The 26,875-nt window shown below is 69.8% G+C and carries 22 protein-coding genes; 11 read left to right on the top strand and 11 right to left on the bottom strand.

Features of this window, described 5'->3' with window-relative positions; all coding sequences use genetic code 11:
- Position 1: 1 nt before the first annotated feature.
- Entirely contained in the window at positions 2-1,420 is a 1,419-nt protein-coding gene (locus J7F03_RS05155; RefSeq protein WP_308379088.1) for a globin domain-containing protein, read from the bottom strand.
- Positions 1,335-1,985 (bottom strand): HAD family phosphatase, encoded by a 651-nt coding sequence (locus J7F03_RS05150; protein ID WP_214947424.1) that lies wholly within the window; start codon positions 1,983-1,985, stop codon positions 1,335-1,337. Before J7F03_RS05150 ends, J7F03_RS05155 begins: the two co-directional genes overlap by 86 nt.
- A 167-nt stretch (positions 1,986-2,152) precedes the next feature.
- On the opposite strand from J7F03_RS05150, the gene J7F03_RS05145 reads away from it, so the two are divergent.
- Positions 2,153-3,046: a GNAT family N-acetyltransferase gene (locus tag J7F03_RS05145; RefSeq protein ID WP_214947423.1), complete on the top strand. Its 894-nt coding sequence runs from the start codon at positions 2,153-2,155 to the stop codon at positions 3,044-3,046.
- A 17-nt stretch (positions 3,047-3,063) separates the two neighbouring features.
- Entirely contained in the window at positions 3,064-3,528 is a 465-nt protein-coding gene (locus tag J7F03_RS05140; RefSeq protein WP_214947422.1) for a GNAT family N-acetyltransferase, read from the top strand.
- A gap of 64 nt (positions 3,529-3,592) precedes the next feature.
- Here the strand turns inward: J7F03_RS05140 and J7F03_RS05135 are convergent, their stop codons facing one another.
- Together J7F03_RS05135 and dnaB are read right to left on the bottom strand one after the other, a co-directional pair.
- Positions 3,593-4,978 (bottom strand): serine hydrolase, encoded by a 1,386-nt coding sequence (locus tag J7F03_RS05135; protein WP_214947421.1) that lies wholly within the window; start codon positions 4,976-4,978, stop codon positions 3,593-3,595.
- Positions 4,979-4,988: 10 nt separating this feature from the next.
- Positions 4,989-6,449 carry a replicative DNA helicase gene (dnaB, locus tag J7F03_RS05130; protein WP_214947463.1) on the bottom strand — a complete coding sequence of 487 codons (1,461 nt, stop codon included), beginning with the start codon at positions 6,447-6,449 and terminating at the stop codon, positions 4,989-4,991.
- Positions 6,450-6,901: 452 nt separating this feature from the next.
- Here dnaB and J7F03_RS05125 point away from each other — a divergent pair, with 452 nt between their 5' ends.
- Complete coding sequence (locus J7F03_RS05125) at positions 6,902-8,239, top strand: MATE family efflux transporter (RefSeq protein WP_214947420.1); 1,338 nt, start codon at positions 6,902-6,904, stop codon at positions 8,237-8,239.
- A 170-nt stretch (positions 8,240-8,409) separates the two neighbouring features.
- On the opposite strand, the gene rplI is transcribed toward J7F03_RS05125, so the two are convergent.
- From rplI to rpsF, 4 genes are all read right to left on the bottom strand, one after another.
- The gene (gene rplI, locus J7F03_RS05120; protein ID WP_214947419.1) at positions 8,410-8,856 is read right to left on the bottom strand and encodes a 50S ribosomal protein L9; all 447 of its coding nucleotides are present in this window, start codon (positions 8,854-8,856) and stop codon (positions 8,410-8,412) included.
- Between the two features lie 18 nt (positions 8,857-8,874).
- A complete protein-coding gene (rpsR, locus tag J7F03_RS05115; RefSeq protein ID WP_003956534.1) occupies positions 8,875-9,111 on the bottom strand; it encodes a 30S ribosomal protein S18 in 237 nt (78 codons plus the stop codon).
- 43 nt (positions 9,112-9,154) lie between these two features.
- Entirely contained in the window at positions 9,155-9,763 is a 609-nt protein-coding gene (locus J7F03_RS05110; RefSeq protein ID WP_214947418.1) for a single-stranded DNA-binding protein, read from the bottom strand.
- A 72-nt stretch (positions 9,764-9,835) separates the two neighbouring features.
- Positions 9,836-10,126 (bottom strand): 30S ribosomal protein S6, encoded by a 291-nt coding sequence (gene rpsF, locus J7F03_RS05105; protein WP_004950685.1) that lies wholly within the window; start codon positions 10,124-10,126, stop codon positions 9,836-9,838.
- Positions 10,127-10,379: 253 nt separating this feature from the next.
- On the opposite strand from rpsF, the gene J7F03_RS05100 reads away from it, so the two are divergent.
- From J7F03_RS05100 to J7F03_RS05090, 3 genes are all read left to right on the top strand, one after another.
- Complete coding sequence (locus J7F03_RS05100) at positions 10,380-10,694, top strand: hypothetical protein (RefSeq protein WP_214947417.1); 315 nt, start codon at positions 10,380-10,382, stop codon at positions 10,692-10,694.
- Between the two features lie 130 nt (positions 10,695-10,824).
- The gene (locus J7F03_RS05095; protein ID WP_214947416.1) at positions 10,825-11,943 is read left to right on the top strand and encodes a peptidoglycan bridge formation glycyltransferase FemA/FemB family protein; all 1,119 of its coding nucleotides are present in this window, start codon (positions 10,825-10,827) and stop codon (positions 11,941-11,943) included.
- Between the two features lie 67 nt (positions 11,944-12,010).
- Positions 12,011-13,042, top strand: coding sequence for an alanine racemase (locus tag J7F03_RS05090; protein ID WP_214947415.1), 1,032 nt, complete (start codon positions 12,011-12,013; stop codon positions 13,040-13,042).
- A 1-nt stretch (position 13,043) separates the two neighbouring features.
- On the opposite strand, the gene J7F03_RS05085 is transcribed toward J7F03_RS05090, so the two are convergent.
- Both J7F03_RS05085 and J7F03_RS05080 read right to left on the bottom strand, forming a co-directional pair.
- A complete protein-coding gene (locus J7F03_RS05085; RefSeq protein ID WP_214947414.1) occupies positions 13,044-14,504 on the bottom strand; it encodes a glycosyltransferase family 87 protein in 1,461 nt (486 codons plus the stop codon).
- Positions 14,505-14,594: 90 nt separating this feature from the next.
- The gene (locus J7F03_RS05080; RefSeq protein WP_214947413.1) at positions 14,595-17,150 is read right to left on the bottom strand and encodes a transglycosylase domain-containing protein; all 2,556 of its coding nucleotides are present in this window, start codon (positions 17,148-17,150) and stop codon (positions 14,595-14,597) included.
- Between the two features lie 274 nt (positions 17,151-17,424).
- Between J7F03_RS05080 and J7F03_RS05075 the strand changes: the two genes are divergently transcribed.
- The 3 genes from J7F03_RS05075 to J7F03_RS05065 all read left to right on the top strand — a co-directional run bounded on the left by J7F03_RS05075 (position 17,425) and on the right by J7F03_RS05065 (position 20,558).
- The gene (locus J7F03_RS05075; RefSeq protein ID WP_214947412.1) at positions 17,425-18,027 is read left to right on the top strand and encodes a PadR family transcriptional regulator; all 603 of its coding nucleotides are present in this window, start codon (positions 17,425-17,427) and stop codon (positions 18,025-18,027) included.
- Positions 18,028-18,076: 49 nt separating this feature from the next.
- Positions 18,077-19,159 carry an inositol-3-phosphate synthase gene (locus J7F03_RS05070; RefSeq protein WP_214947411.1) on the top strand — a complete coding sequence of 361 codons (1,083 nt, stop codon included), beginning with the start codon at positions 18,077-18,079 and terminating at the stop codon, positions 19,157-19,159.
- A gap of 118 nt (positions 19,160-19,277) precedes the next feature.
- Positions 19,278-20,558 (top strand): MFS transporter, encoded by a 1,281-nt coding sequence (locus tag J7F03_RS05065; protein ID WP_214947410.1) that lies wholly within the window; start codon positions 19,278-19,280, stop codon positions 20,556-20,558.
- Between the two features lie 72 nt (positions 20,559-20,630).
- On the opposite strand, the gene J7F03_RS05060 is transcribed toward J7F03_RS05065, so the two are convergent.
- Positions 20,631-22,100: a CCA tRNA nucleotidyltransferase gene (locus tag J7F03_RS05060; RefSeq protein WP_214947409.1), complete on the bottom strand. Its 1,470-nt coding sequence runs from the start codon at positions 22,098-22,100 to the stop codon at positions 20,631-20,633.
- A gap of 186 nt (positions 22,101-22,286) precedes the next feature.
- Here J7F03_RS05060 and J7F03_RS05055 point away from each other — a divergent pair, with 186 nt between their 5' ends.
- Together J7F03_RS05055 and murJ are read left to right on the top strand one after the other, a co-directional pair.
- The gene (locus J7F03_RS05055; RefSeq protein WP_214947408.1) at positions 22,287-24,557 is read left to right on the top strand and encodes a DUF6049 family protein; all 2,271 of its coding nucleotides are present in this window, start codon (positions 22,287-22,289) and stop codon (positions 24,555-24,557) included.
- Positions 24,558-24,603: 46 nt separating this feature from the next.
- Positions 24,604-26,781, top strand: a complete 2,178-nt coding sequence (murJ, locus tag J7F03_RS05050; RefSeq protein WP_214947407.1) for a murein biosynthesis integral membrane protein MurJ — start codon at positions 24,604-24,606, stop codon at positions 26,779-26,781.
- Positions 26,782-26,875: the final 94 nt, after the last annotated feature.

The raw sequence follows: 26,875 nt of genomic DNA, 5'->3' as shown, positions 1-26,875 counted from the left end.
ATCAGCCGGCGACGCCCGCCAGCTCCTCCACGGCGTCGTGCCGGATGCGCTCCTCGGGGATCCCGATCCGCTTCAGCGCGTCCACCCCGCTGCGGATCATCGCGGCCGGTCCCGAGATGAACGCGTCGTAGGAGCTCCAGGGCCCGTTGGTGCCGACGGCCTGCGGCAGCTGTCCGGCCAGCCCCTCGGCGCAGACCACCGGGCGCACCGACAGCCAGGGGTGCGAGCGCTGCAGCCCGAGCAAGGTGTCCTTGTCGTACAGGTCGTTGTCGCTGCGCGCCCCGAAGAACACCTCGACCGGACGGCGTTCGCCGTGCTCGGCCACGTCCTCGATCAGTGCCTTGATCGGGGCGATGCCGGTACCGCCGCCCAGGCACAGCATGCCGTTGTCGGTGCTGTGGTCGACCACCATCGATCCGGCCGGCGGCCCGAGCCGCAGTACGTCGCCCGGCCGGGCGTGCCGTACCAGCGCGTTGGAGACCCATCCCGCCGGAACGGCCTTGACGTGGAAGGACAGCAGACCGTCCGCGCGCGGGGCCGAGGCGAAGGAGTAGTGCCGCCACACCCTCGGCCACCACGGGGTCTCCAGGCTCGTGTACTGGCCTGCGAGGAAGGGGTACGGCTGGTCGGGGCGGACGGTGAGCACCGCGATGTCGGAGGTGCGCAGATCGTGCGAGACCACTTCGGCGTGCCACCACGGCGGCGCCTTGGTCTCGGCCTCGGCCGCCGCGTCGATCATGATCTGGGAGATGGCGGTGTACGCCCGCACCCACGCGGCCTCGGTCTCCGGCCCCCAGGTGGCTTCCGCGTACCGGGCCAGCGCGCCGATCAGGGCCTCGCCCACCGGCGGGTAGTGCCCTGGCTGGGTGCCGTACTTGCGGTGCCCGGTGCCCAGCCGGCGCAGGTAGGCGGTGAGCGCCTCCGCGTCGTCGATGTGCTCGGCGGCCGTCAGCAGGGCCTTCAGCAGCCGGTCGCGCTGTACGTCCATCGCCGCGGGGAACATCCCCCGAAGCTCCGGGTGCCCCGTGAACACCAGGGCGTAGAAATAGGAGGTCACCTTGTCGGCGACGGGCGCGATCTCCGCGAGGGTCCGGCGGATGAGCACGGCATCGGGGGAGGGCTCGGGCGCACCGTCCCCGGACGGTATCCGGGCTGCCCCCCGTCTTGCCGATCTGGTGGGCGGAGCGTCCATGCGGTGCCTCGCTTCGAACATCTCGGTAGGTCTGCACACGCCACGGCCTTCGAATCCGTGGTTCCGGGTTCCACAGCGTGCCAGCCCGCCCCAGAGCTTGCGGGGAAATGCGGGAATTCCGCGTTTCGAACCCACTTTCCCCTTAAGATGCCTCAACTCCCGTGCGCGCCACCCCTGCCAGCTGGTACGCCTCCCGCAGGTCCCGGCCCTCGTAGACGTGCGTCGCACGCTCCGCCAGGAACGGCCGGGCGTTCACCGCGACCGAGAGCGGCACGACGTCGAAGAGCGCCACATCGGTGCTGGAGTCCCCGTAGGCGACACAGTCGGCCCGGCTCACACCGAACCGCTCGCACAGCCGGTCGGCGATCGTCACCTTGCCCTCGGGCGTCAGGATCCCCGCCACCTCCACGGGCCGTGTGAAGGGGACCTCCGGGAACACCGAGCCGTGCGCGGCGTGCGCGCCCCACTCCAGCAGGAGCTCCACGAAGAAGGAGGGCGACAGCGAGACCACCGCGCAGTAATCCCCGCGCTCCCGGATCTCCTGCCAGACCTCCCGGATCCCCATGAGCCACGGCGCGCCGTCGAACGCCGCCCGGACGTGCGCCGGAGTCAGTCCCGTCCAGAGCTTCTGGACCGCCAGCGCGAACTGGTGCGGTCCGATCTCCTGGGCGGCGAAGCTCCGCTCGAGCTCGGCGATCTCGACGGTCAGCCCGAGCTGCCGGGAGATCTCGACCGGCGCCGCCGTGCCGTACATCAGGGTCCCGTCGAGGTCGAACAGGTGCAGGAGGGTCATAGCCACCGAGGCTAGTGCGTCCGTTTCCCCGCAGACGGCATGTTTCACGTGAAACATCGACCGGAGCGCCGAGGCCGGAGCACCCGAGGGGCGGGGTGGATGTTTCACGTGAAACATCCACCCCAAATTCCCTGGACCGGGCCCATCCGATGAACCAGGCTGGGGCCGTGACACCACCACACCTCACCACCCTCCCGATCCGCGCACTGACCGTGGACGATCTCCGCCACTGCGCCGATCTCTCCGAAGACCGCGGCTGGCTCCGCGAGGAACACAAGTGGGGACTGCTGCTGACCGCCGGGCGCGGCTACGGCATCGACGCCCCCGACGGCCAGGGACTCGCCGCGGGCTGCGTGGTCACCCGGTACGGGCCTCCCGGGGCGGACCCCGAACTCGCCGCCATCGGCATGGTCCTCGTCGCGGACCGGTACTCCCGCCAGGGCTTGGGCCGGTACCTGATGGCCTACATCTGCGACGACGTCCTCAAGGGCGTCCCCCTCGCGCTGCACGCCACTCCCTACGGCCGCCCCCTCTACGAAGAGCTCGGGTTCGAGACCACCGGCCGCGCCGAGATGCTCCGGGGGGTCTTCCGTCCGGACGGGGCCACCCCCTCGACCGTGCCGGGCTCCGGCTCGGTCCGGCCGGCCACCGCCGAGGACATCCCGGGGATCCTCCGGCTGGACGCCGAGGTCTTCGGCGCCGACCGGACGCATCTGATCACCCGGCTGCCCGCCTTCACGGACCGGCTGTTCGTCGCCGAGGACTCGGCCGGCGAGCTGACCGGCTACGGCGCCATCTGGCCCAACATGGACACCCATGTGGTCGGACCGCTGGTCGCCCGGGACACCGCCTCGGCCCAGGCCCTGGTGACCGCCCTCGCCGCGACCACCGAACGGCCCCTGCGCACCGATGTCGACGTCCGCCACGAGGGGCTGCTCCACTGGCTCAAGGACCGGGGCCTGGACTCCGTCTTTTTCAACGCCGTCATGACGCGGGACATCCCCGGACTGCCCGGTGACTGGACCCGCCGCTGGGCTCCCCTGACCGTGGCCGCCGGCTGAGCGAGGAGTACCAGACCATGACCGACAACACCCCCGACCTGCTCATCCGTCCGGCCGTCGAGGCGGATCTGCCCGCGATCGTCGAGATGCTCGCCGATGACCCGCTGGGTGCCACCCGCGAGTCCCCGGACGACCTCACGCCCTACGCGCAGGCGCTCAAGCGGCTGGTCGACGACCCCCACCAGCACGTGGTCGTCGCCGTCCGCGCGGGCCGCGTCGTCGGCACCCTCCAGCTGACGATCGTCCCCGGCCTCTCCCGCAAGGGGAGCGCGCGTTCGATCATCGAGGGCGTGCGCGTCCACGCCGACGAGCGGGGCAGCGGCCTCGGCACCCGGTTCATCGACTGGGCGGTCGAGCGGTCCCGCGCGGAGGGCTGCCAGATCGTGCAGCTCACCTCGGACGTGACCCGCACCGACGCCCACCGCTTCTACGAGCGGCTCGGCTTCACGGCGTCCCACGTCGGCTTCAAACTCCAGCTCTGAGCCACCGATCGTGGGCCGGGGCGCTGTCGGCGGCCCGGCCCACGATCGGGAGCAGGAGCGGGACCTAGCCGATGCCCCGCCAGCCCTGCTCGTCGACCCCGCCGGGCACCGGGGCCCCGGGGTCGTACGGCTCGCGGGTGAACACGAACGAGCCGAGGTCGAGGTGGCTCACCGAGCCGTCCGGCCGCCGCACGGCCCGCAGGGATTCTCCCGCGTAGTAGCCGTTCAAGCCCGTCCAACTGCCGTCCGGTTCCGGCCGGAAGCGGGCGGACCGGCCGGTCCCGCCCACGGGCCCCAGTTCCAGGAACCCGTCGTAGGTCAGCCGTACGGCCTGGCCCGACGTGCCCCAGTACCAGGGGCCGCACAGGTCCAGCGCGACCGGATCGGCCTCCCGCAGCGGCCGCCACGGCTCGGGCATGCGCGGCTCGGCCTCCGCGACGATCGCCACCAGGTCGGCCGCCAGCGTCGAAGCGGGCAGCCCCGAGGTGCAGTTGGACAGCACCACCGCGGCCACGTCGTCCGCCTCGCTCAGCCACAGCCCCGCGACGAACCCCGGCAGCGAGCCGGTGTGGCCCGCGAGCCGGCGCCCGCCGCTCTGCGTCAGCTGCACCCCGAGTCCGTACCCGAGGTCGGCGAAGCCCGGCTCCGGGGGAGTGGCCGACGTCCGCATCTCCCGTACGGACTCGGCGCTCAACACGCGCTCGTCGCCCCACAGGAGGAAAGCGGCGAACTTCGCCAGGTCTCCGGTGGTGGACCACAACTGCCCGGCCGGGGCCATGAGTCCGAGGTCCTCCAGCGGTTCCGGCATCATCACGTCCGCCCACGGGTGCACCGCCCAGCCGCCCGCGTGCGGGGCCGAAGGCTGCGCGGTCGTGCGCTCCAGCCCCAGCGGCTCCAGCACCTCGGTCCGGAGCACCTCTTCCCACGGCCTTTCGCGCACCGCCTCGACGAGCGAACCCAGCAGCGTGTAGCCCGGGTTGGAGTAGTGGTGGCGCAGTCCGGGCTCGAAGCGGAAGGGCCGCTCGCCCAGGACGTCCGAGAGCTCCGGGCGCAGTGTGCCGGCGGTGCGCTCCCACCACTCGCCGGGCGTCTCGGCCGCCAACCCGCCCATGTGGGAGAGCAACTGGCCGACGGTCACCTCGCCGACGCCCGTACCCGGCAGGAACTTCTCCACCGGGTCATCGAGCCGCAGCAGCCCCTCGTCCCGCAGACGCATCACCAGAACGGCGGTGAAGGTCTTGGTGATCGACCCGATCCGGTATTGCACGTTCCCGTCGGGACCGTGGCCCTCGACCATGGTCCGGGATCCTTCCCAGACCACCTCTCCGCCCCGCACCACGGCCGCCACCAGGGACGGCGTCCGGCCTTCGCGCTGCGCGAGCGCGATCCGGTGGGTGAGCGCGCGCCGGGTCGAGGGAAGGAGTACAAGATCTTCGAATGCGGCATCCATGGGACGGATGCTACGTGTTGGCCATGTCCACGAAGCGTGAATAGTGACCCTGGAAGGCCACGGTGATGGTCGCCGTCGGGCCGTTACGGTGCTTCGCGACGATCAGGTCCGCCTCGCCCGCGCGCGGGGACTCCTTCTCGTAGGCGTCCTCGCGGTGCAGCAGGATCACCATGTCGGCGTCCTGCTCGATCGAGCCGGACTCACGCAGGTCGGAGACCATCGGCTTCTTGTCGGTGCGCTGCTCGGGACCACGGTTCAGCTGGGACAGCGCGATCACCGGGACCTCCAGTTCCTTCGCCAGGAGCTTGAGGTTTCGCGACATGTCCGAGACCTCCTGCTGGCGGCTCTCGGGCCGGCGCGAGCCGCCCGACTGCATCAGCTGGAGGTAGTCGATGACGACGAGGGACAGGTCGTTGCGCTGCTTGAGGCGGCGGCACTTCGCCCGGATCTCCATCATCGACAGGTTCGGTGAGTCGTCGATGTAGAGCGGGGCCGCGGAGACGTCCGGCATCCGGCGGGCCAGCCGGGTCCAGTCGTCGTCCGTCATCGTGCCGGAGCGCATGTGGTGCAGCGCCACGCGGGCCTCCGCCGAGAGCAGGCGCATCGCGATCTCGTTGCGCCCCATTTCGAGGGAGAAGATGACGCTGGGCAGGTTGGCCTTGATGGAGCAGGCGCGGGCGAAGTCCAGCGCGAGGGTGGACTTACCCATGGCGGGACGGGCCGCGATGACGATCATCTGGCCCGGGTGCAGCCCGTTGGTCAGGGAGTCCAGGTCCGTGAAGCCGGTCGGGACGCCCGACATCTGGCCGCTGCGCGAGCCGATCGCCTCGATCTCGTCGAGGGCGCCTTCCATGATGTCGCCCAGCGGCAGGTAGTCCTCGGAGGTCCGCTGCTCGGTGACGGCGTAGATCTCGGCCTGGGCGCTGTTGACGATCTCGTCGACGTCCCCGTCGGCGGCATAGCCCATCTGCGTGATCTTCGTGCCGGCGGCGACGAGCCGGCGCAGGACCGCCCGCTCGTGGACGATCTCCGCGTAGTACTCGGCGTTCGCCGCCGTCGGGACCGACTGGACCAGCGTGTGCAGGTACGGGGCGCCGCCGACCTTGCTGATCTCGCCGCGACGGGTCAGCTCGGCACTGACGGTGATCGGGTCGGCCGGCTCGCCCTTGGCGTACAGGTCGAGGATGGCCTGGTAGATCGTCTCGTGCGACGGGCGGTAGAAGTCGTGGCCCTTGAGCACCTCGACCACGTCGGCGATGGCGTCCTTGGACAGCAGCATGCCGCCCAGGACGGACTGCTCGGCGTCGAGGTCCTGGGGCGGGACCCGCTCGAAGCCGCCGCCACCGTCCCAGGAGCCCCCCTCGCGGCCCCGGTCCTGCTGTTCGTCCCCGCGGCCGCGGCCTTCTCCGCTACGGCGCGAACGGGCGGGCAGACGGTCACCTGGACCGCTGTCGGCCCAAGGGTCGTCCATGGGCTCGGGCATGCTCACCGGGCCGCCTCCTCCCGTCCGCAACGCGGACCTCGCCGTGCCACTCTTTGTACGACACAGCTCTGACATTTGGGGCACCCGAATCGGCTTTCGGCGAGTCGGGCAACGAACCACGGTAGAGCCGCGAGCGACGTCAGCCAATCTTGTTATCCACAGGCTGTGTGGATGAGGTGTGGATGACGGCGCCAATGCTGTGGGTAAGTCCCCGGAAGCTGTGCACGGACCGGGGGACGACACTGTGGACAAAATCACCCGACGCACCCTGTCACCCCACTTGACCTGCGATTTCCTTCTCCGCAGGACGAGCGGGGGAAAAATCTTGGCCACTGTCTCGAGATCGCCCCCAACGAGGTGGGACGAACGCGCGAATCGACGGATCCGTAAGGATCGAAAAGACCTTGTGTCTATTACCTGTGGAAGATTAGATTGAGCACATGAGACAGGCCACCGCAGCACCGAAGGCTGCCCCGAGACGACACGACCGCGAGATCCTCGCGCTCGCGGTCCCCGCCTTCGGCGCACTCGTCGCCGAACCCCTCTTCGTCATGGCCGACAGCGCCATCGTGGGGCACCTCGGCACACCCCAGCTGGCCGGTCTCGGCATCGCCGCCGCACTCCTCAGCACCGGCGTCAGCGTCTTCATCTTCCTCGCCTACGCCACCACCGCGGCCGTGTCCCGCCGCGTCGGTGCCGGCGACCTCCAGGCAGCCATCCGGCAGGGCATGGACGGCATCTGGCTCGCCCTGCTGCTCGGCGCCGCCGTCATCGCCGTCCTGCTGCCCACGGCACCCTCCCTGGTCTCCCTCTTCGGAGCCTCCGACGCCGTGTCCCAGTACGCGGTCACCTACCTGCGGATCTCCGCCCTAGGCATCCCCGCGATGCTCGTGGTGCTCGCCGCCACTGGAGTCATCCGCGGCCTCCAGGACACCCGCACCCCGCTCTACGTCGCCATCGGCGGCTTCGCCCTCAACGCGGCCCTGAACGTCGTGCTCGTCTACGGCGCCGGCCTCGGCATCGCCGGCTCCGCCTGGGGCACGGTGATCGCCCAGTGCGCCATGGCCGCCGCGTACCTCTTCGTGGTCGTCCGCGGCGCCCGCCGGCACGGCGCCTCGCTGCGCCCCGACGCCGCGGGGATCCGGGCCTGCGCACAGGCCGGCGCACCGCTGCTGGTCCGCACCCTGTCCCTGCGCGGCGTCCTGATGATCGCGACCGGCGTGGCCGCCCGCCTCGGGGACGCCGACATCGCCGCCCACCAGATCCTGCTCTCGCTGTGGAGCCTGCTCGCCTTCGCCCTGGACGCGATCGCCATCGCCGGGCAGGCCATCATCGGCCGCTACCTGGGCGCGGGAGACACCGAGGGCGCCAAGGCCGTCTGCCGTCGCATGGTGCAGTGGGGGATCGTGTCCGGCATCGTGCTCGGCGCCCTGGTGATCGTCGCGCGCCCCGTCTTCATCCCGCTCTTCACCAGCGACCCCGCCGTCGAGAGCGCCCTGCTGCCCGCCCTGCTCGTGGTGGCCGTCTCCCAGCCCGTCTGCGGCATCGTCTTCATCCTCGACGGCGTCCTGATGGGCGCCGGCGACGGCCCCTACCTGGCCTGGGCCATGCTGGTGACCCTCGCCGTCTTCGCCCCGGCCGCACTGCTCGTACCGGCCCTGGGAGGCGGCCTGACGGCCCTCTGGTGCGCCATGACCCTGATGATGCTGGTCCGGATGGCCACCCTCCAGCTGCGCGCGCGCTCGGGCCGCTGGCTGGTCGCCGGGGCGACCCGCTAGACCACCCGATGTTTCACGTGAAACAGGCCGATGTTTCACGTGGAACATCCGCCTGTTTCACGTGAAACATCGGCCGCGCAGAACTCACGCCGAGCCCGCGCACCGCGCGCACCGTGCCGGGAACGACGAAGGGCCGCACCCCAGGGGGTGCGGCCCTTCATGCGCAGCCCTTAGGCGGCGACGACCTCGATGCCCACGTTCGCGGCCACGTCGGCGTGCAGACGCACGGAGACCTGGTACGAACCGAGGGTCTTGATCGGGGAGCCCAGCTCGACGCGGCGCTTGTCGACCTTCGGGCCACCGGACGCCTCGATCGCCGTGGCGATGTCGGAAGGCGTGACGGAACCGAAGAGACGACCGGCGTCACCCGCGCGGGTGGCCAGACGGACCTTGACGGCCTCGAGCTTGGCCTTGAACTCGTTGGCCTGCTCGATGGTCGCGATCTCGTGGATCTTGCGGGCGCGGCGGATCTGCGCCACGTCCTTCTCGCCGCCCTTGGTCCAGCGGATCGCGAAACCACGCGGGACCAGGTAGTTGCGAGCGTAGCCGTCCTTGACGTCTACGACGTCGCCGGCGGTGCCGAGGCCAGAGACCTCGTGGGTCAGGATGATCTTCATTATTCGGTCACCCTTTCCTTATCGCGCGGTGGACGTGTAGGGCAGCAGTGCCATCTCACGGCTGTTCTTCACAGCCGTGGCGACGTCACGCTGGTGCTGCGTGCAGTTGCCGGTGACGCGGCGGGCACGGATCTTGCCACGGTCGGAAATGAACTTCCGCAGCATGTTCGTGTCCTTGTAGTCCACGTACACGGTCTTGTCCTTGCAGAACGCGCAGACCTTCTTCTTAGGCTTGCGCACAGGCGGCTTCGCCATTGTGTCTCTCCTGTGAAATCAAGAAGTGGGGGTGCGAGCTTCCCTAGAAGGGAGGCTCGTCCGAGTAGCCACCGCCGGAGCCGCCGGAGCTTCCGCCCCAACCGCCACCGCCGCCGCCCTGCTGCTGCTGGCCGCCGGCCGGCGCACTGGACGCCCACGGGTCGTCGGAGGGAGCTCCGCCGCCCTGGGGAGCGGCGCCACCCGGGGCTCCGCCCCAGTTGCCACCGCCGCCGCCCTGCTGCTGACCGCCGCCACCGCCGCCGCCGTATCCACCCTGGCCACCGCGACCGGTGGTCTTGGCGACCTTGGCCGTGGCGTTCTTCAAGCTGGGGCCGACTTCCTCGACGTCCAGCTCGTAGACCGTGCGCTTGACACCCTCACGGTCCTCGTAGGACCGCTGCTTCAGCCGGCCCTGCACGATGACGCGCATGCCCCGCTGAAGGGACTCGGCGACGTTCTCCGCCGCCTGACGCCAGACCGAGCAGGTCAGGAACAGGCTTTCGCCGTCCTTCCACTCATTGGTCTGCTTGTCGAAGGTGCGGGGAGTGGACGCGACACGGAACTTCGCGACCGCCGCACCCGAGGGGGTGAAGCGCAGCTCGGGGTCGTCGACGAGATTGCCGACGACCGTGATGACGGTCTCGCCTGCCATGGATGAACCTCTCGGCGGGGATTGCTGCTGGGCTGCTGTGCTACTCGGTCCCGATTACCGCTGAACCGAAGTTCAGTGGGTCTCGGGGCGAAGGACCTTGGTCCGGAGAACCGACTCGTTCAGGTTCATCTGTCGGTCAAGCTCCTTGACGACCGCAGGCTCGGCCTGGAGGTCGATGACCGAGTAGATGCCCTCGGGCTTCTTCTTGATCTCGTAAGCGAGACGACGACGGCCCCAGGTGTCGACCTTCTCGACCTTTCCGTTGCCCTCACGGACGACAGAAAGGAAGTTCTCGATCAGCGGGGAGACAGCGCGCTCCTCGAGATCGGGGTCGAGGATGACCATCACTTCGTAGTGACGCATGTGGAACCCACCTCCTTTGGACTCAGCGGCCACGGTCGTTCCGTGGCAGGAGGGTCGTGATGCGTACGCACGGCATCCGCAGAGCAGACACCGCGCAGACCGTACAGACTACCTGGTCGACTCCTTCCGGTTGAAATCCGGCACCAGGAGGCCACAATCTGTATCCATCGGGTGTGCTCGGTGCTATGCCCCCGGCCCCTGCCGGAGGCGGCCCCGCAGCACCGCTCTGCTGCAGCCAGGAGGTGCCTTTCCGATGGCACAGGCAATGCGACGCCAGTCCCCCATCTCGCTCCTCGCGACCGATGGCAAGCCCCATCCGCTCCAGGACACCCTGATGGCGGTCACCCTGATCCTCGGCGCCGTGGCGTTCGTCACGGGCTTCTTCGACCATCTGCACCTGCTCAGCTCGTGGACCGGGCTGATCGGGATCCTGACCGGCGCCTACGGGCAGTTCATCTCGGTGACGACACGCGAGCGCTTCGCGTTGATCATCGGCCTCGGCGCCTCCGCCATCGGCTTCTTCCTCGGCATGGCGCACGGCGGTCTCTTCGGGGGCTGGCTGGGCTGACCGGGTACCTCCGCGACGGGGCGCCGGCCTCCACCGGCCCCAGGCACGGCCTGTCCCCCAGATGGGTGGCGCCCTTGTCGCAGTAGGCTTCGCGCCATAGCCAGCGAAGCCGCCGGAGGAGACGCCCCGTATGAGCCTGTCCCTGAGGACCATCAGCCGAGAGCAGCATCTGGGCTACCTCCAGAGTCTGCCCTCGGCTAGCCACTGCCAGGTCCCGGCGTGGGCCGACGTGAAGAACGAGTGGCGTTCCGAGAACCTCGGATGGTTCGACAAGTCCGGCGAACTCGTCGGCGCCGCCCTCGTGTTGTACCGCCAGCTGCCCAAGGTGAAGCGGTACCTCGCGTACCTCCCCGAGGGCCCGGTCATCAACTGGTACGCCCCCAACCTCGACGAGTGGCTCCAGCCGATGCTGGCGCACCTCAAGCAGCAGGGCGCCTTCACCGTGAAGATGGGCCCGCCCGTCGTCATCCGCCGCTGGAACTCCACCGCCATCAAGGCCGGAATCCAGGACCCGGAGGTCAAGCGCCTGCGCGACGTGGAGGCCTCGGCCATCGAGCCCCGCGCCTTCGAGGTCTCCGACAAGCTGCGCCGCATGGGCTGGCAGCAGGCCGAGGACGGGGGCGCCGGCTTCGGCGACGTCCAGCCCCGCTACGTCTTCCAGGTGCCGCTGGCCAACCGCTCGCTGGACGACGTCCTCAAGGGCTTCAACCAGCTGTGGCGCCGCAACATCAAGAAGGCCGAGAAGGCCGGCGTAGAGGTCGTCCAGGGCGGCTACGACGACCTGCCGACCTGGCAGCACCTGTACGAGATCACGGCCGAGCGCGACAAGTTCCGCCCGCGCCCGCTCAGCTACTTCCAGCGCCAGTGGACGGCCCTCAACTCCGAGGACCCCAACCGGATGCGGCTGTACATCGCCAAGCACGAGGGGGAGCCGCTGGCCGCCGCCACGATGCTCACCGTCGGCCAGCACGTCTGGTACTCCTACGGCGCCTCCGCCAACCACAAGCGCGAGGTCCGCCCCTCGAACGCGATGCAGTGGCGCATGCTGCGCGATTCCTACGCGCTCGGCGCAAGCGTCTACGACCTGCGCGGCATCAGTGACACCCTGGACGAGAACGACCACCTGTTCGGGCTGATCCAGTTCAAGGTCGGCACGGGCGGCGAGGCCGTCGAGTACGTCGGCGAGTGGGACTTCCCGCTCAACAAGCTGCTGCACAAGGCGCTCGACATGTATATGTCGCGCCGCTGATCCCACCCCATCCCCACACACCGCACCGCTGCACCACGCAGCTTTTCGAGAGAGGCTCCGGACGGGCATGGCGCTCACGCTCTACGTCGACACCGCGCGCTGGCGTGCGCACCAGAAGCAGGTCCAGGACCAGTTCCCCGGGATGATCCCGGTCTGCAAGGGCAACGGCTACGGCTTCGGTCACGAGCGCCTCTGCGAGGAGGCGACCCGGATGGGCGCCGATGTCCTGGCCGTCGGCACGACGTACGAGGCCGCCAGCATCAAGGACTTCTTCGGCGGCGACCTGCTCGTCCTCACCCCGTTCCGGCGCGGTGAGGAGCCGGTGCCGCTGCCGGACCGGGTCATCCGCTCGGTGTCCTCGGTGGACGGGGTCCGCGGCCTGGTCGGCGCCCGCGTGGTCATCGAGTGCATGAGCTCGATGCGCCGCCACGGCATCTCCGAGCAGGACCTCGGTCTGCTGCACGCGGCGATCGAGGACGTCCGGCTGGAGGGTTTCGCCCTGCACCTGCCGCTGGACCGCCCGGACGGCTCGGACGCCGTCGAGGAGGTCATCGGCTGGATGGACCGGCTGCGCGCGGCCCGGCTGCCGCTGCACACCATGTTCGTCAGCCACCTGAAGGCCGAGGAGCTGGCGCGGCTGCGCCAGCAGTTCCCGCAGACCCGCTTCCGGGCCCGCATCGGCACCCGACTGTGGCTGGGCGACCACGAGGCGACCGAGTACCGCGGCGCGGTCCTCGACGTCACCCGCGTCGCCAAGGGCGACCGCTTCGGCTACCGCCAGCAGAAGGCCGCCTCCGACGGCTGGCTCGTCGTCGTCGCCGGCGGCACCTCGCACGGGGTGGGCCTGGAGGCGCCCAAGGCTCTGCACGGGGTCATGCCGCGGGCCAAGGGCGTCGCCCGGGCCGGGCTGGCCACGGTCAACCGGAACCTGTCGCCCTTCGTGTGGGCGGGCAAGCAGCGGTGGTTCGCCGAACCGCCGCACATGCAGGTGTCGATCCTGTTCGTGCCCTCGGACTCTCCCGAGCCGAAGGTCGGCGACGAGCTGGTGGCGCACCTGCGCCACACCACCACGCAGTTCGACCGGGCGCTCGACGCCTGAGTCAGTCCCTGGGGCCCGCGCCCCAGTCGACCCGCTGTCCCTGCGAAGGCGCCGCTTCCTGCGGCGCCTTCGCCGTCTGCGACAGCGTGAAGACGTCCTCGGCGCCGTCCAGGACGCCTCCCGAGGGGTCGTCCGAACCGTCGCGGCGCACCACGTCCCGCTCGGGCATCAGGATGTCGCGTACGACGACGGCGCACAGGTAGAGCGTGCACAGCAGGTGGGCGGTGATCGCGAGCTGGTAGCCCTCCAGGGGCAGGCCCTGGTGCTTGTCCCCGCTGGTCGTGTAGGCGAGGTAGAACCAGATCCCCAGGAAGTAGACGACCTCGCCGGCCTGCCAGATCAGGACGTCCCGCCAGCGCGGCCGGGCCAGCGCCGCGAGCGGGATGAGCCACAGCACGTACTGCGGCGAGTAGACCTTGTTGACCAGGATGAAGGCGGCCACCAGCAGGAAGGCCAGCTGCGCGAAGCGGGGGCGTCGGGGCGCAGTCAGCGTGAGCAGGCCGATGCCCGCGCACAGCAGCAGCGTCAGACCCGTCGCGTAGGTGTTGGCGCCCTCCAGCGGATTCCCGGAGCGCTGCGAGATCAGCAGCCACACGGAGCCGAAGTCGATCGGCCGCTCCTGGCTGAAGGTGTAGAACTTCGTCCAGCCCTCCCAGGCGAAGAGCATGACGGGCAGGTTCACCACGAGCCAGGAGGCGGCGGCGCCACCGGCCGCCGCACCGAACGCGCGCCACTTCCCGGCCCGCCAGCAGAGCACGAACACGGCTCCCAGGAGCAGTACGGGGTAGAGCTTGGCCGCGGTGGCCAGGCCGATCAGGATGCCGAAGGACAGCGCCCGGCCCCGCGACCACATGAGCATCGCGGCGGCGGTCAGGGCGATGGCCAGCAGGTCCCAGTTGATGGTCGCGGTCAGCGCGAAGGCGGGCGCGAGGGCGAAGAGCAGCGCGTCCCACGGGCGGTGGCGGTGGGTACGGGCGACGCACACGGCGATCACGGCGGCGCAGGCCATCAGCATGCCCGCGTTGACCATCCAGTACATCTGCTCCCGGTGCTGCATGGAGCCGCTGCCGGGGGTCATCCAGGAGGCGATCTCCATGAAGAGCCCGGTGAGCACCGGGTACTCCAGGAACTGCATGTCTCCGGGGAGCCGGTCGAAGTACGGCGTGAGGCCGTCGGCGAAGCCGCGTAGGACGTAGAGGTGCGGGATATCGGAGTAGCAGGCGTGGGTGTACTGGGAGCCGGCCCCGCGGAACCACGCCCAGTCGTAGCAGGGCAGCTTCTGCACCATGCCGAGCGCGAACATCCCCAGGGCGACGAGCACCACGACGCGCACCGGGGTCAGCCAGTGGCCGCCCAGCCGCGCGTAGCGGCCCAGTGGGCCGCCGATGAGCTCGCTCCCGGCGGCGGCCACCTCGTCCTGCTGGGTGGGCAGTACGAGGTCGTCCTCGTGCACCTTCGTCATGCGCACATCCTGCCGTACGGCGCCGGACATGGGAGAGGGCCGTCGCACCAAGTGCGACGACCCTCTCCCGCCGTGTCGTGGGGCCGGCGGTCAGCCTCCCGTCGAGCCCCCTATCGGGAAGGTCCCGGTGCCGCCGTTCGACACCCCGCCCGGTCTGCCGCCCGACTTGCTGGGCGAGGGCGACGGCGAGGTGGAGGCGCCGGGGCTGGGGTCCGGGTCGCAGATCTCCCACGGCCGGCAGGAGGGCTTGCCGCCCTTCGACGGGGACGGGGCGACCGGGGACTCCGAGATCGACGGCGCGATCGACTGCGACATCGAGGGGGTCGGGGACATCGAGGGGCTGGGGGAGGGGGCCCCGGAGGCGTCCGCGGTGACGCCGATCTTGTCGGGCTCCGGGAAGTCCTTCTCCGGGACGCCGTTCAGCGCGTCCTTCATGTACTTCGTCCAGATCTCGGCCGGGATGTCACCACCGTGGAGCGACGGGATGCCGCCCACGCCCTTCATGGAGATCAGTTCCTTCTTCTCCGCGGCGGGGTCCGAGCGGAAGAGGGTCACCGAGGTGGACAGCTCGGGCGTGTAGCCGACGAACCAGGCCGACATGTTCTCGTCGGTGGTACCGGTCTTGCCCGCGGCGGGCCGGCCCAGCCCCTTGGCCTTCTTGCCGGTGCCGTTCTCGACGACGTTCTGCAGGACCTTGGTGATGTTGTCCGCGATGGAGTTGTCCATGGCCTGCTGCGCCTTGGGGGCCTCGAAGCCGGGCAGGTCCCTGCCGTCCTTCTGGACGCTGCGGACCGAGAACGGATCGTGGTGGGTGCCGGAGGCGGCGAAGGTGGCGTACGAGTCGGCCATCCGGATGGCGCTGGGGGTCGAGGTGCCGAGCGCGAAGGAGGCGTTGGGGTTCGGGTCCATCGACTCGTCGAGGATGCCCGCGGCCTTGGCGACTTCCCTGACCTTGCTGTGGCCGACGTCGAAGACGAGCTGGGCGAACGGGACGTTGATGGACTTCTCCATCGCCTCGTTCAGGGTGACGTAGCCGTAGGCGGTCGGGCTCTCGTTCTTCTGCTTGAACGGCTTGCCGTCCTTGCCGCGCAGCGGCTTGCCCTCACGGTTGTTGATCACGGTGAGGTCGTTGGCCATGTACTTGCTGTCGGCCGAGATGCCCGCGCCGTTGGAGTTCTGGGTGCCGTACTGCATGGCCGCCGCCAGTACGAAGGGCTTCCAGGTCGAGCCCACCTGGACACCCGAGGTGTTGGCGTTGTTGTTGAAGTGCTTCTTGTCCATGCCGGGACCGCCGTACAGGGCGACGAGGGCTCCGGTCTTCACGTCCACCGAAGCCGCGCCGAACTGGACGAAGGTGTCGGTGTCGGGCCGCTTCTTCTCGTCGATCAACCGGTCGCGGGTCTCCTCGACGGACTTGACCAGCGCGTCCACCCTCGGCTTCTCGAAGGTGGTGTGGATCTGGTAGCCGCCCTTGGCGAGTTCGTCGACCGTGATGCTCCCGGCCTTCATCGCGTACGCCTTGGCCGTGTCGACCATGTAGCCGATCTGCCCGGACATGCCCTTGGCCTGCGCGGATTCGACGAGCGTGGGGAAGTCCTTGTACTGGTCCCGCTCGGACTTCTGCATGCGGCCGACCGTGACCTCGCGGTCCAGGACCCAGGCCCAGCGCTCGTGGGCCCGCGCGTTGTTCAGCTCGGGAGTGGCCGCCGAGCCGATGCCGCCGTCCGGGTTGTAGAGGTTGGGGCCCTTGAGCACGGCGGCCAGGAAAGCGCCCTCGGACGGGGTCAGCTCCGTGCAGTCCTTGCCGAAGTAGGCCCGGGAGGCCGCCTGGATGCCGTAGGCGTCACGCCCGTAGTAGGCGGTGTTCAGGTAGCCCGCGAGGATCGTGTTCTTCTCCGCGGTCACACCCAGTTTTATCGAGATGAAGAGCTCGGTGACCTTGCGCTTGAGCGTCTGGTCGGAGTCCAGGTACGTGTTCTTCACGTACTGCTGGGTGATCGTCGAGCCGCCCTGGGTGGATCCGCCCTTGGCCATGTTCCACACGGCCCGGCCGATACCCATGGGGTCGACGCCCTTGTCCGACTCGAAGGACTCGTTCTCCGCCGCGATCACGGCGTTCTGCATGGACCGGGGGATCTTCCCGATGGGAACGATCTGGCGGTTGACGGACCCGCCGGTCGCGACCATCTGGGTGTCGTCGGCCCAGTAGAAGACGTTGTTCTGCGCTTCGGCCGTCTTGTTCGCGTCGGGAGTGTTCACCGAGGCGATGCCGATGCCTGCGCCCGCCGTGAGGATCGCGAAGAAGCCCAGGGCGGTGCCGCCCACCAGCTTCCAGGATGGGACGAAGCGCTTCCAGCCGTCCTTGTCCGAGCGCGGGTAGTTGATGAACCGCTTGTCCGGGCGGCCCGTGCCGCGTCCGGCCTTGGCGGCATCTCTGCCCCGTCCCGTCGAGCCTCGGCCGGCGGATCTCCGGGCGTCCGCACGGCTGCCGTGCTCCGACGACTCCCCGTACGGTCCGCTGGGTGACGCGGTGGGAACGTCGCGTCCGGACCCGGCGCCCCTGCCGGGGCGCTGCTGGGCAGCCCGGCGGGCCGCGGCGCGGCCCTCACCCTGGGGCTGCTGCGGTTTGCGGCGGTGCTCGCTCATCGAACGACTACTCCTCGGGCAGGCGAGTGGCCTGGAAGCGGCAGTTGAGTTCCGGTCCCCCCGGTGTCATGGCCCACAGACTACGCACGCCCAAAAGCTAATCAGTGCCGAAGTTCACCCCAAAACAGGCAACTTGCCTCGCACGAATTGGTGATGTGACACCGGTCACCGTGTCGCCACTTGTAGCCGGAGACAACGCGATCTATCGTCTGGATGTATCGAGCCGATACATCAGCTCGACACAATGACTCCGAGGCGGAGGAAGGGCAGGCGGATGAGCAGGCGCTCAGGCATCCTCGAGTTCGCCGTCTTGGGCCTGCTTCGCGAATCCCCCATGCACGGCTACGAGCTGCGCAAGCGGCTCAACACCTCGCTGGGGGTGTTCAGAGCGTTCAGCTACGGAACGCTCTACCCCTGCCTCAAGACGCTCGTCACCAACGGTTGGTTGATCGAAGAGCCGGGCAATGCCCCGGAAGACGCTCTCGCCGCTTCACTCGCAGGGCGCCGCGCCAAGATCGTCTACCGGTTGACGGCAGCAGGCAAGGAACACTTCGAAGAGCTCCTCTCCCACACGGGCCCCGATGCCTGGGAGGACGAGTCCTTCGCCGCCCGCTTCGCTTTCTTCGGCCAGACCGAACGGGAAGTACGCATGCGGGTGCTGGAAGGCCGTCGCAGCCGGCTCGAGGAGCGCCTGGAGAAGATGAGCGCCTCGATCGCCCGCACACGTGAGCGGCTCGACGACTACACGCTCGAGCTGCAGCGACACGGCATGGAATCCGTGGAGCGCGAAGTGCGCTGGCTGAACGAGCTCATCGAAAGTGAGCGGGCGGGACGGGACCAGAGAAAGCCCGGTCCGTCCGACGAAACTGCAAAGTGAGACCTGCATCTCGCAGGCCTCGTCCGAGAACAAACAGGGAGCAACCGGAATGGGTTCGGTTCGCGTAGCCATCGTCGGCGTAGGAAACTGCGCCGCCTCGCTGGTGCAGGGCGTCGAGTACTACAAGGACGCCGACCCGGCGGCCAAGGTCCCCGGTCTGATGCACGTCCAGTTCGGCGACTATCACGTGAGTGACATCGAGTTCGTCGCCGCGTTCGACGTCGACGCGAAGAAGGTCGGCCTCGACCTTTCGGACGCCATCGGCGCCAGCGAGAACAACACCATCAAGATCTGCGACGTCCCGAACACGGGCGTGACCGTTCAGCGCGGCCACACCCTGGACGGCCTGGGCAAGTACTACCGCATGACGATCGAGGAGTCCGCCGAGGCTCCCGTCGACATCGTGCAGATCCTCAAGGACCGCCAGGTCGACGTGCTGATCTGCTACCTGCCCGTCGGTTCCGAGGCTGCGGCGAAGTTCTACGCCCAGTGCGCCATCGACGCCAAGGTCGGCTTCGTCAACGCCCTCCCGGTCTTCATCGCCGGCACCAAGGAGTGGGCGGACAAGTTCACCGAGGCCGGTGTCCCGATCGTCGGCGACGACATCAAGTCGCAGGTCGGCGCCACCATCACGCACCGCGTGATGGCGAAGCTGTTCGAGGACCGCGGTGTCCGTCTTGAGCGCACCATGCAGCTCAACGTCGGCGGCAACATGGACTTCAAGAACATGCTCGAGCGCGACCGCCTCGAGTCGAAGAAGATCTCCAAGACGCAGGCCGTCACCTCGCAGATCCCCGACCGTGAGCTCGGCGAGAAGAACGTCCACATCGGCCCGTCCGACTACGTCGCGTGGCTCGACGACCGCAAGTGGGCCTACGTCCGCCTCGAGGGTCGCGCCTTCGGTGACGTCCCCCTGAACCTCGAGTACAAGCTCGAGGTGTGGGACTCCCCGAACTCCGCCGGTGTCATCATCGACGCCCTGCGCGCCGCGAAGATCGCCAAGGACCGCGGTATCGGTGGCCCGATCCTGTCGGCTTCGAGCTACTTCATGAAGTCCCCGCCGGTTCAGTACTTCGACGACGAGGCGTACGCGAACGTCGAGAAGTTCATCAAGGGCGAGGTCGAGCGCTAAGTCGCGCTCCGGCCGAATCCCAAGGGTCCTCGACGACACCTGGACTTCGGCTGATCTTCCGCGGAGGGTCCCCGGGCAATGTGCCCGGGGACCTTCCGCGTATGTGACCCTTGCCCTCATGGCTGTCGTACGTGATCTGCGCGTACTCCTGCGTCTGCGGGACTTCCGCAACCTGCTCGCCGTGCGGCTGCTCTCGCAGGCGGCGGACGGCGTCTATCAGGTCGCACTGGCCACCTACGTCGTCTTCTCCCCGGAGAAGCAGGCCTCGCCCGCGGCCATCGCCTCCGCCATGGCGGTGCTCCTGTTGCCCTATTCGCTGATCGGGCCCTTCGCCGGGGTGCTGCTGGACCGCTGGCCCCGCCGCCAGGTCTTCCTCTACGGCAACCTGCTGCGGGCCTTCCTCGCCTGCGTCACCGGGATGCTGATCGTCGCGCACGTCCCCGACTGGCTCTTCTACGCCTCGGCGCTGTCCGTGACGGCCGTCAACCGCTTCGTCCTCGCCGGACTCGCCGCCTCCCTGCCCCATGTCGTCGGCCCCGGCCAGCTGGTCACCGCGAACGCGCTCTCGCCCACCGCCGGAACGCTCGCGGCCGTCGCCGGCGGGGGACTGGCCTTCCTCGTCCGGGCAGCGGCCGCCGGCTCCGACGCCCTCGTCGTGCTCCTCGGAGCCGGCCTCTACCTGTGCGCCGCCCTGGCCTCCCTGCGGCTGGCCGTCGGCCTCCTCGGGCCCGACCACCCTCCCGACCGGGTCAACCCGACGGTCGGGGAGGCCATCGCCATCGGCGTCCGTGGCATGGCCGAGGGCCTCCGGCACCTGGCGGCCCGGCGGGCGGCCGCCCAGGCGCTCACCGCCATGACCCTGATGCGGTTCTGCTACGGGGCGCTGACCGTCACCCTGCTGATGCTCTGCCGCTACTCCTGGTCGGACAACGAGGCCGACGGCCTCGCCCTGCTGGGTGTCGCGGTAGGGGTCTCGGGGGCCGGGTTCTTCGCCGCGGCCGTCGTCACCCCCTGGCTCGTGGGCCGGCTGGGCACCCGCGGCTGGATCACCGCCTGCGCGGCCGGGGCCGCCGTCCTGGTACCCGCACTCGGGCTGTTCTTCGCCCCCGGACCGATGCTGGCCGCCGCCTTCGTGCTCGGCCTCGCCACCCAGGGCGCCAAGATCTCCACCGACACCGTCGTGCAGTCCCGGGTGGACGACGACTTCCGCGGCCGCGTCTTCTCCGTCTACGACGTGCTCTTCAACGTCGCCTTCGTCGGCGCCGCCGCGGTGGCCGCGCTCGTGCTGCCCCTCGACGGGCGGTCCGTCCCGCTGATCCTCGGCGTGGCCGCGCTCTACGCCGCGACCGCGGCCTTCCTCATGCGGCAGGGCGATGTTTCACGTGAAACATCGCCCTGACCGACGCCGTCCGTCGATGTTTCACGTGAAACATCGACGGACGCCCACGGGCACCTACGGCGGAAGGCCTCCTCAGGCCTCCTGCGCCGCCCACCACTCCTTGAGGGCGACGACCGCCTCGTCGCGCCCCATCGGACCGTTCTCCAGCCGCAGCTCCAGCAGGAACGCGTAGGCCTTGCCGATCACCGGGCCAGGGCCGACGTCCAGCACCTGCATGATCTCGTTGCCGTCCAGGTCGGGGCGGATCGCGTCCAGCTCCTCCCTCTCCTGCAGCTGCGCGATGCGCTCCTCCAGCCCGTCGTAGGTGCGGGAGAGCGCGTTCGCCTTGCGCTTGTTGCGCGTGGTGCAGTCGGAGCGGGTCAGCTTGTGCAGCCGCTCCAGCAGCGGGCCGGCGTCGCGGACGTAGCGGCGCACCGCCGAGTCGGTCCACTCCCCGTCCCCGTAGCCGTGGAACCGCAGGTGCAGCTCGACCAGCCGGGACACGTCCTTGACCATGTCGTTGGAGTACTTCAGCGCGGTCATGCGCTTCTTGGTCATCTTCGCGCCCACCACCTCGTGGTGGTGGAAGGAGACCCGCCCGTCGCTCTCGAACCGGCGCGTGCGGGGCTTGCCGATGTCGTGCAGCAGGGCAGCGAGCCGCAGCACCAGGTCCGGGCCGTCCTCCTCCAGCGCGATCGCCTGCTCCAGCACGATCAGCGAGTGGTCGTAGACGTCCTTGTGGCGGTGGTGCTCGTCACTCTCCAGGCGCAGCGCCGGCAGCTCGGGCAGCACGTGGTCGGCCAGCCCGGTGTCCGCGAGGAGGCCGAGGCCCTTGCGCGGGTACGCGGAGAGCAGCAGCTTGTTCAGCTCGCCCTGCACCCGCTCCGCCGAGACGATCTCGATGCGGCCGGACATCTCCGTCATCGCCGCCACCACGTCGGGAGCGACCTCGAAGTCGAGCTGAGCGGCGAACCGGGCCGCCCGCAGCATGCGCAGCGGGTCGTCGGAGAAGGAATCCTCCGGGGTGCCCGGGGTGCGCAGCACGCCGGCGCCGAGGTCCTCCAGGCCGCCGTGCGGGTCCACGAACTCCTTCTCGGGGAGCGCGACGGCCATCGCGTTCACCGTGAAGTCACGGCGGACGAGGTCTTCCTCGATCGAGTCGCCGTAGGAGACCTCCGGCTTGCGCGAGGTCCGGTCGTAGGACTCCGAGCGGTAGGTGGTGACCTCGATCTGCCAGCTTCGATCAGTTCCTGCGACACGGGCCGTCTTCTGCGCACCCACCGTGCCGAAGGCGATGCCGACGTCCCAGACCGAGTCGGCCCACGGCCTGACGATCTTGAGAACGTCCTCGGGGCGGGCGTCGGTGGTGAAGTCGAGGTCGTTGCCCAGGCGCCCGAGCAGCGCGTCGCGGACCGACCCGCCGACCAGGGCGAGGCGGAAACCGGCCTCCTGGAAACGGCGGCCGAGCTCGTCGGCGACGGGGGCGACCCGCAGCAGTTCACTCACCGCGCGGGCCTGCCCCTGGCTCAGGACACTGGCATTGTCTTCGTTGGGGTTCGGCACAACAGAAAAGGGTACGTGCCCGGCCCGCCCGGAGCTCCCCCGTTTGCGGCCACCCCGGCCCACGGCGGCTCCGGGCCGGACCCGATCATGTGGAGCAAGGCGCGGCACTCGCGCACAGCGGGCCTCGTTACCATGCGTGGACGCACAAACGACGACCACTGACACTTCGAGGGACCGGGGGAGCGCGTGGCCGAGGCGGCAGACATCCAAGGGGTGCCCCCCGCTCCTGCCCGCAAGCGCTGGTTGCGGCGCGCGGTCGTCCTGCTCGCCGGAACCCCGGTACTCGCCGCCCTGGTCTACTCGCCCGCCCCCGAGGCCCAGGCCGCCGAGGCGGCCGCCGCCGTCGACGTCCAGCTCGACGGCCTGGCGCCCGCCGCTCCGGTCAAGGGCGACACCCTCACCATCTCCGGCACCGTGGTCAACAACAGCCGCGAGAAGATCACCGACGCGCACGTGGGCCTGCGGGTCGGCCCGGCGCTGGGGGACCGCAGTTCCATCGACGAGGTCGCCGAGCGCGGCGTCTTCCAGGCGGGGGTCGACCCCGCGGAGGTCGGCGCCGAATTCACCGTCAAGATCGATTCGCTGCCCTCGAAGATCGCCCAGACCTTCACCCTCAAGGTTCCGGTGGACAAGCTGGGGCTCGACAAGGACGGCGTCTACCAGCTGGGCGTCTCCTTGTCCGGGGAGACCGAGAGCCGCCAGTACGAGCGGGTCCTCGGCATCCAGCGGACCTTCCTCCCCTGGCAGCCGGAGGCCGCGGCCAAGCGCTCCCAGCTCTCGTACGTGTGGCCGCTGATCTCCACCACGCACCTGACGGCGGAGACCGGCTCGGACGAGGTGCAGACCCCCGTCTTCCTCGACGACAGCCTGGCCGAGGAGCTGCGGCCCGGCGGCCGCCTGGAGCAGATGGTCGCGCTCGGCAAGGACCTGCCCATCACCTGGGTCATCGATCCGGACCTGCTCTACACGGTCGACGCCATGACCAAGGGCTATCGGATCCGCACCGCCGACGGCCGGACCGTCCAGGGCAAGAACAAGGCCGTCGCCGAGCAGTGGCTGAGCACGCTGGAGAGCGCCGTCCAGGGCAAGAAGGTCGTCGCCCTGCCCTTCGCGGACCCCGACATCGCCTCGCTCGCCCACCGCGGCAAGGACGTCTCCGGAACTCTGGGCCAGCTGCGCCCGGCCACCGACAAGGCGAAGCAAGCCGTCGAGACGGTCCTGCACGTCCCCGCGACCACCGATTTCTCCTGGCCCGTGGACGGGGCGATCGACCCGTCGATCGTCAACGTCGCGACCTCCGCCGGCGCCCACAACGTCCTCACCCGCAGCGACAGCCTCCAGGAGACCGGCGCCCTCGGCTACACCCCCACGGCCGCCCGCCCCATCGGCGCGGGCACCACGGCGGTCGTCGCCGACGCCGAGCTCTCCACGGCTTTCCAGGGCGACATGCTCAATGCCGGGAACTCCGCCCTCGCGATCCAGCGGTTCCTCGCCCACACCCTCGCCCTGAACCTGCAGAAGACCGACAGCCAGCGCAGCTTCGTCGTGACTCCGCAGCGGATGCCGACCGCGAGCCAGGCGCAGACGATGGCGGCCGCCATACGGGGTCTGCTGCCGGGCCGCTGGACCCAGCCCGCCGAGCTGGAGGCGGCCGCCGCCGCGACGCCCGACCCGCGCGCCGCCACCCAGGTCCCGGGAGCGGGCCAGTACCCCGAGGCGCTGAGCAAGCAGGAACTGCCGGTCGCCGCCTTCGAGAAGATCCGCGGCACGGAGAACACCCTCGACCACTTCAAGGTGATCCTGACCGCGCCCGACCGCGTCGAGATCCCCTTCGGCAACACCACCAACCGGGAGATGTCCGCGTCCTGGCGCGGCCGCCCCGAACCGGCCCTGGAATACCGGGACCAGGTGCAGAAGTACCTGATCGGCCTCACCGAGAAGGTCAAGGTCATCCCCAAGTCCGACGCCACGCTCTCCGGACACAGCGCGACGATCCCCGTCAGCGTCCAGAACAGCCTCGTCCAGGACACCCACAACCTGGTCCTGCGCGTGCGGTCCGCCAACCCGACCCGCCTGATGATCGGCGACAGCGGTGAGGACCAGCAGGAGGTCGCGGTCCAGGGCGGGCACAGCCAGACCGTGAAGTTCACCGCCAACGCCACCGCGAGCGGACCTGTCGAGGTGACCGCGCAGCTCTTCACCATCGACGGCGTCCCGTACGGCAAGGCCCGCAAGTTCACCGTCGAGGCCACCGAAGTCACGCCCACCGTCATGCTCGTCATCGCCGGCGGCGTACTCCTCCTCGTCCTGGCCGGCATCAAGATGTACGCCAGCCGCAAGCGCGTCGCGGCACGGGCCGCCGCGGAGGGGGAGAACACGCAGCAGAGTGACGAGTCCCCGGACACCGGACCGCAAAGCGCGGACCCGTCCGGCACGGGTGAGACAGTGGACCGTTGAGCGATGCCGTGGCCGGTCGGCCTGGGGACGATGAGGTGGGGTTTCGATGAACGCGCCGTACGAAGGTGACCGCGCGCAGGGCACTGGCGGGCCCGCGCCCTCCCAGGGCACCGCCCCCGGCGCCCAGGTGCCGGGGCAGGTTCCCGCACCCGCGCCCGCGCCGGACCACGACCCTTATGTCCAGGACGCCTACGCCTACGACCCGTACCGGTCGCAGGACCTGTCCGCTCAGGACCCGGTGGCCGAGGTCCTCTACGACCGGGCCTCGCACCCACCGCCGCCGCCCGGCACCTTCCAGGAGCCCGGCCCGCTCTACGCGGCTCCGCAGGCCCCCGCCTACGCCCCGGACCCGCGGGTCTGGGCCCAGACCCCGCCGCCCGAGCCGGACGGCCCCTCCCGGCACCTGCCCTACGGCGACCAGGCCACCACGACGCAGTTCGTCGGTGTGGACTCCCTCGTCACCGAGGCCGCCGACGAGAAGCCCCGGCCCGACGCCTTCGCGCACCTCTACCGGGACCAGGAGGCCGCGCCCCGCACCCCCGCCGAGGAAGCGCCCGTCGCCGCCCCGGCGCCGAGCAAGCCCGCCGGACGCGCCTCCAGCCTGCTGAAATCCAGCGCCCTGATGGCCGCCGGCACGATCGTCTCCCGCATCACCGGCTTCATGCGGACCCTGGTGATCGCCGGAGCGATCGGCGTGGCCACCCTCAACGACAGCTACCAGGTCGCCAACACCCTGCCGACGATGATCTACGTGCTGGTCGGCGGCGGCGCCCTCAACGCGGTCTTCATCCCGCAGCTGGTGCGCGCGATGAAGAACGACGAGGACGGGGGAGAGGCCTACGCCAACCGGCTGCTCACCCTCGTCATGGTCCTGCTGGGCGCCGTCACCACCATCTGCGTCCTCGCGGCCCCGCTGTTCATCGGCATGATGTCGCAGAAGATCGCCGGCGATCCGCAGCGGCTGGACGTCGCCGTCGCCTTCGCCCACTACTGCCTGCCCACCATGTTCTTCATGGGCGTGCACGTGGTCCTCGGTCAGATCCTCAACGCCCGCGGCCGGTTCGGGGCGATGATGTGGACCCCGGTCCTCAACAACATCGTCGTCATCGCCACCTTCGGCGCCTTCATCTGGGCCTTCGGCGGCTTCACCACCACCGGCGTCACCGAAGCCGGCATCACACCCGACGGCGTCCGGCTGCTGGGCCTGGGCACCCTGCTCGGCCTGGTCGTCCAGTCCCTGGCGATGGTCCCCTACCTGCGCGACGCCGGCTTCAAGCCGCGCCTGCGGTTCGACTGGAAGGGCCACGGCCTCGGCAAGGCCGCCGGTCTGGCGAAGTGGACGTTCTTCTTCGTCCTCGCCAACCAGCTCGGCCTGATCGTCGTCACGCAGCTCGCCACCTGGGCGGGCGAGGTCGCCGACAAGCAGGGCCACGGCGGTACCGGCATCACCGGCTACAACTACGCCCTGCTGCTCTGGCAGATGCCGCAGGCCATCATCACCGTCTCCGTCATGACGGCCGTCCTGCCGCGCATCTCCCGCTCCGCCCACGACGGCGACGCCGCCGCCGTCCGCGACGACATCTCCTACGGCCTGCGCACCTCGGCCGTCGCGATCGTGCCCTGTGCCTTCGCCTTCCTCGCGCTGGGCGTCCCGATGGCCGGCCTGCTCTACGCCGGTTCCGGCACGGAGAGCGCCCAGAACATCGGCTTCATCCTGATGGCCTTCGGCCTCGGACTGATCCCGTACTCCGTCCAGTACGTCGTCCTGCGCGGCTTCTACGCCTACGAGGACACCCGGACGCCCTTCTACAACACGGTCATCGTCGCCGCCGTCAACGCGGGCATCTCCGCCGTCGCCTTCTTCGTACTCCCGGCCCGCTGGGCCGTCGTCGGCATGGCCGCCGCGTACGGCCTCGGCTACGCGGTGGGCGTCGGCGTCGCCTGGCGCCGACTGCGCGCCCGCCTCGGCGGCGACCTCGACGGGGCGCACGTGAGGCGCACCTACACCCGCCTCATCGGCGCCTGCGTCCCCGCCGCCGCCGTGGCCGGCGCGGTCGCCTTCGCGGTCCTGCACTTCCTGGGCAGCGGAGCCCTCGGTTCCGTCACCGCGCTGGTGGCCGGCGGCATCGCCCTGGCGGCGGTGTTCCTCATCGCGGCGAAGCGGATGCGCATCGAAGAACTCAACGCGATGGTCGGAATGGTCCGCGGACGCCTGGGGCGCTGATGCGTACAACCATCCCCTTCTCTAGCGTGTCGTGCAGAGCGCCGGACTGTGGGCACAATTGGCATGGCTTCGCAGATTGGCCGACAGCGCGTAA

The sequence above is a fragment of the Streptomyces sp. ISL-43 genome (genome assembly GCF_018614195.1).
Classification (GTDB): Bacteria; Actinomycetota; Actinomycetes; order Streptomycetales; family Streptomycetaceae; genus Streptomyces.
The sequence above is the reverse complement of the archived record's forward strand: the minus strand, read 5'-3'. Positions and strand labels throughout refer to the sequence as shown.

What these genes read in the sequence shown, in the direction of transcription:
- J7F03_RS05150 (WP_214947424.1), bottom strand. Translation starts at nt 1,985, where the DNA reads ATGACCCTCCTGCACCTGTTCGACCTCGACGGGACCCTGATGTACGGC.
- J7F03_RS05140 (WP_214947422.1), top strand. Translation starts at nt 3,064, where the DNA reads ATGACCGACAACACCCCCGACCTGCTCATCCGTCCGGCCGTCGAGGCG.
- J7F03_RS05135 (WP_214947421.1), bottom strand. Translation starts at nt 4,978, where the DNA reads ATGGATGCCGCATTCGAAGATCTTGTACTCCTTCCCTCGACCCGGCGC.
- dnaB (WP_214947463.1), bottom strand. Translation starts at nt 6,449, where the DNA reads ATGGACGACCCTTGGGCCGACAGCGGTCCAGGTGACCGTCTGCCCGCC.
- J7F03_RS05125 (WP_214947420.1), top strand. Translation starts at nt 6,902, where the DNA reads ATGAGACAGGCCACCGCAGCACCGAAGGCTGCCCCGAGACGACACGAC.
- rplI (WP_214947419.1), bottom strand. Translation starts at nt 8,856, where the DNA reads ATGAAGATCATCCTGACCCACGAGGTCTCTGGCCTCGGCACCGCCGGC.
- rpsR (WP_003956534.1), bottom strand. Translation starts at nt 9,111, where the DNA reads ATGGCGAAGCCGCCTGTGCGCAAGCCTAAGAAGAAGGTCTGCGCGTTC.
- J7F03_RS05110 (WP_214947418.1), bottom strand. Translation starts at nt 9,763, where the DNA reads ATGGCAGGCGAGACCGTCATCACGGTCGTCGGCAATCTCGTCGACGAC.
- rpsF (WP_004950685.1), bottom strand. Translation starts at nt 10,126, where the DNA reads ATGCGTCACTACGAAGTGATGGTCATCCTCGACCCCGATCTCGAGGAG.
- J7F03_RS05100 (WP_214947417.1), top strand. Translation starts at nt 10,380, where the DNA reads ATGGCACAGGCAATGCGACGCCAGTCCCCCATCTCGCTCCTCGCGACC.
- J7F03_RS05095 (WP_214947416.1), top strand. Translation starts at nt 10,825, where the DNA reads ATGAGCCTGTCCCTGAGGACCATCAGCCGAGAGCAGCATCTGGGCTAC.
- J7F03_RS05090 (WP_214947415.1), top strand. Translation starts at nt 12,011, where the DNA reads ATGGCGCTCACGCTCTACGTCGACACCGCGCGCTGGCGTGCGCACCAG.
- J7F03_RS05085 (WP_214947414.1), bottom strand. Translation starts at nt 14,504, where the DNA reads ATGACGAAGGTGCACGAGGACGACCTCGTACTGCCCACCCAGCAGGAC.
- J7F03_RS05080 (WP_214947413.1), bottom strand. Translation starts at nt 17,150, where the DNA reads ATGAGCGAGCACCGCCGCAAACCGCAGCAGCCCCAGGGTGAGGGCCGC.
- J7F03_RS05075 (WP_214947412.1), top strand. Translation starts at nt 17,425, where the DNA reads ATGAGCAGGCGCTCAGGCATCCTCGAGTTCGCCGTCTTGGGCCTGCTT.
- J7F03_RS05070 (WP_214947411.1), top strand. Translation starts at nt 18,077, where the DNA reads ATGGGTTCGGTTCGCGTAGCCATCGTCGGCGTAGGAAACTGCGCCGCC.
- J7F03_RS05065 (WP_214947410.1), top strand. Translation starts at nt 19,278, where the DNA reads ATGGCTGTCGTACGTGATCTGCGCGTACTCCTGCGTCTGCGGGACTTC.
- murJ (WP_214947407.1), top strand. Translation starts at nt 24,604, where the DNA reads ATGAACGCGCCGTACGAAGGTGACCGCGCGCAGGGCACTGGCGGGCCC.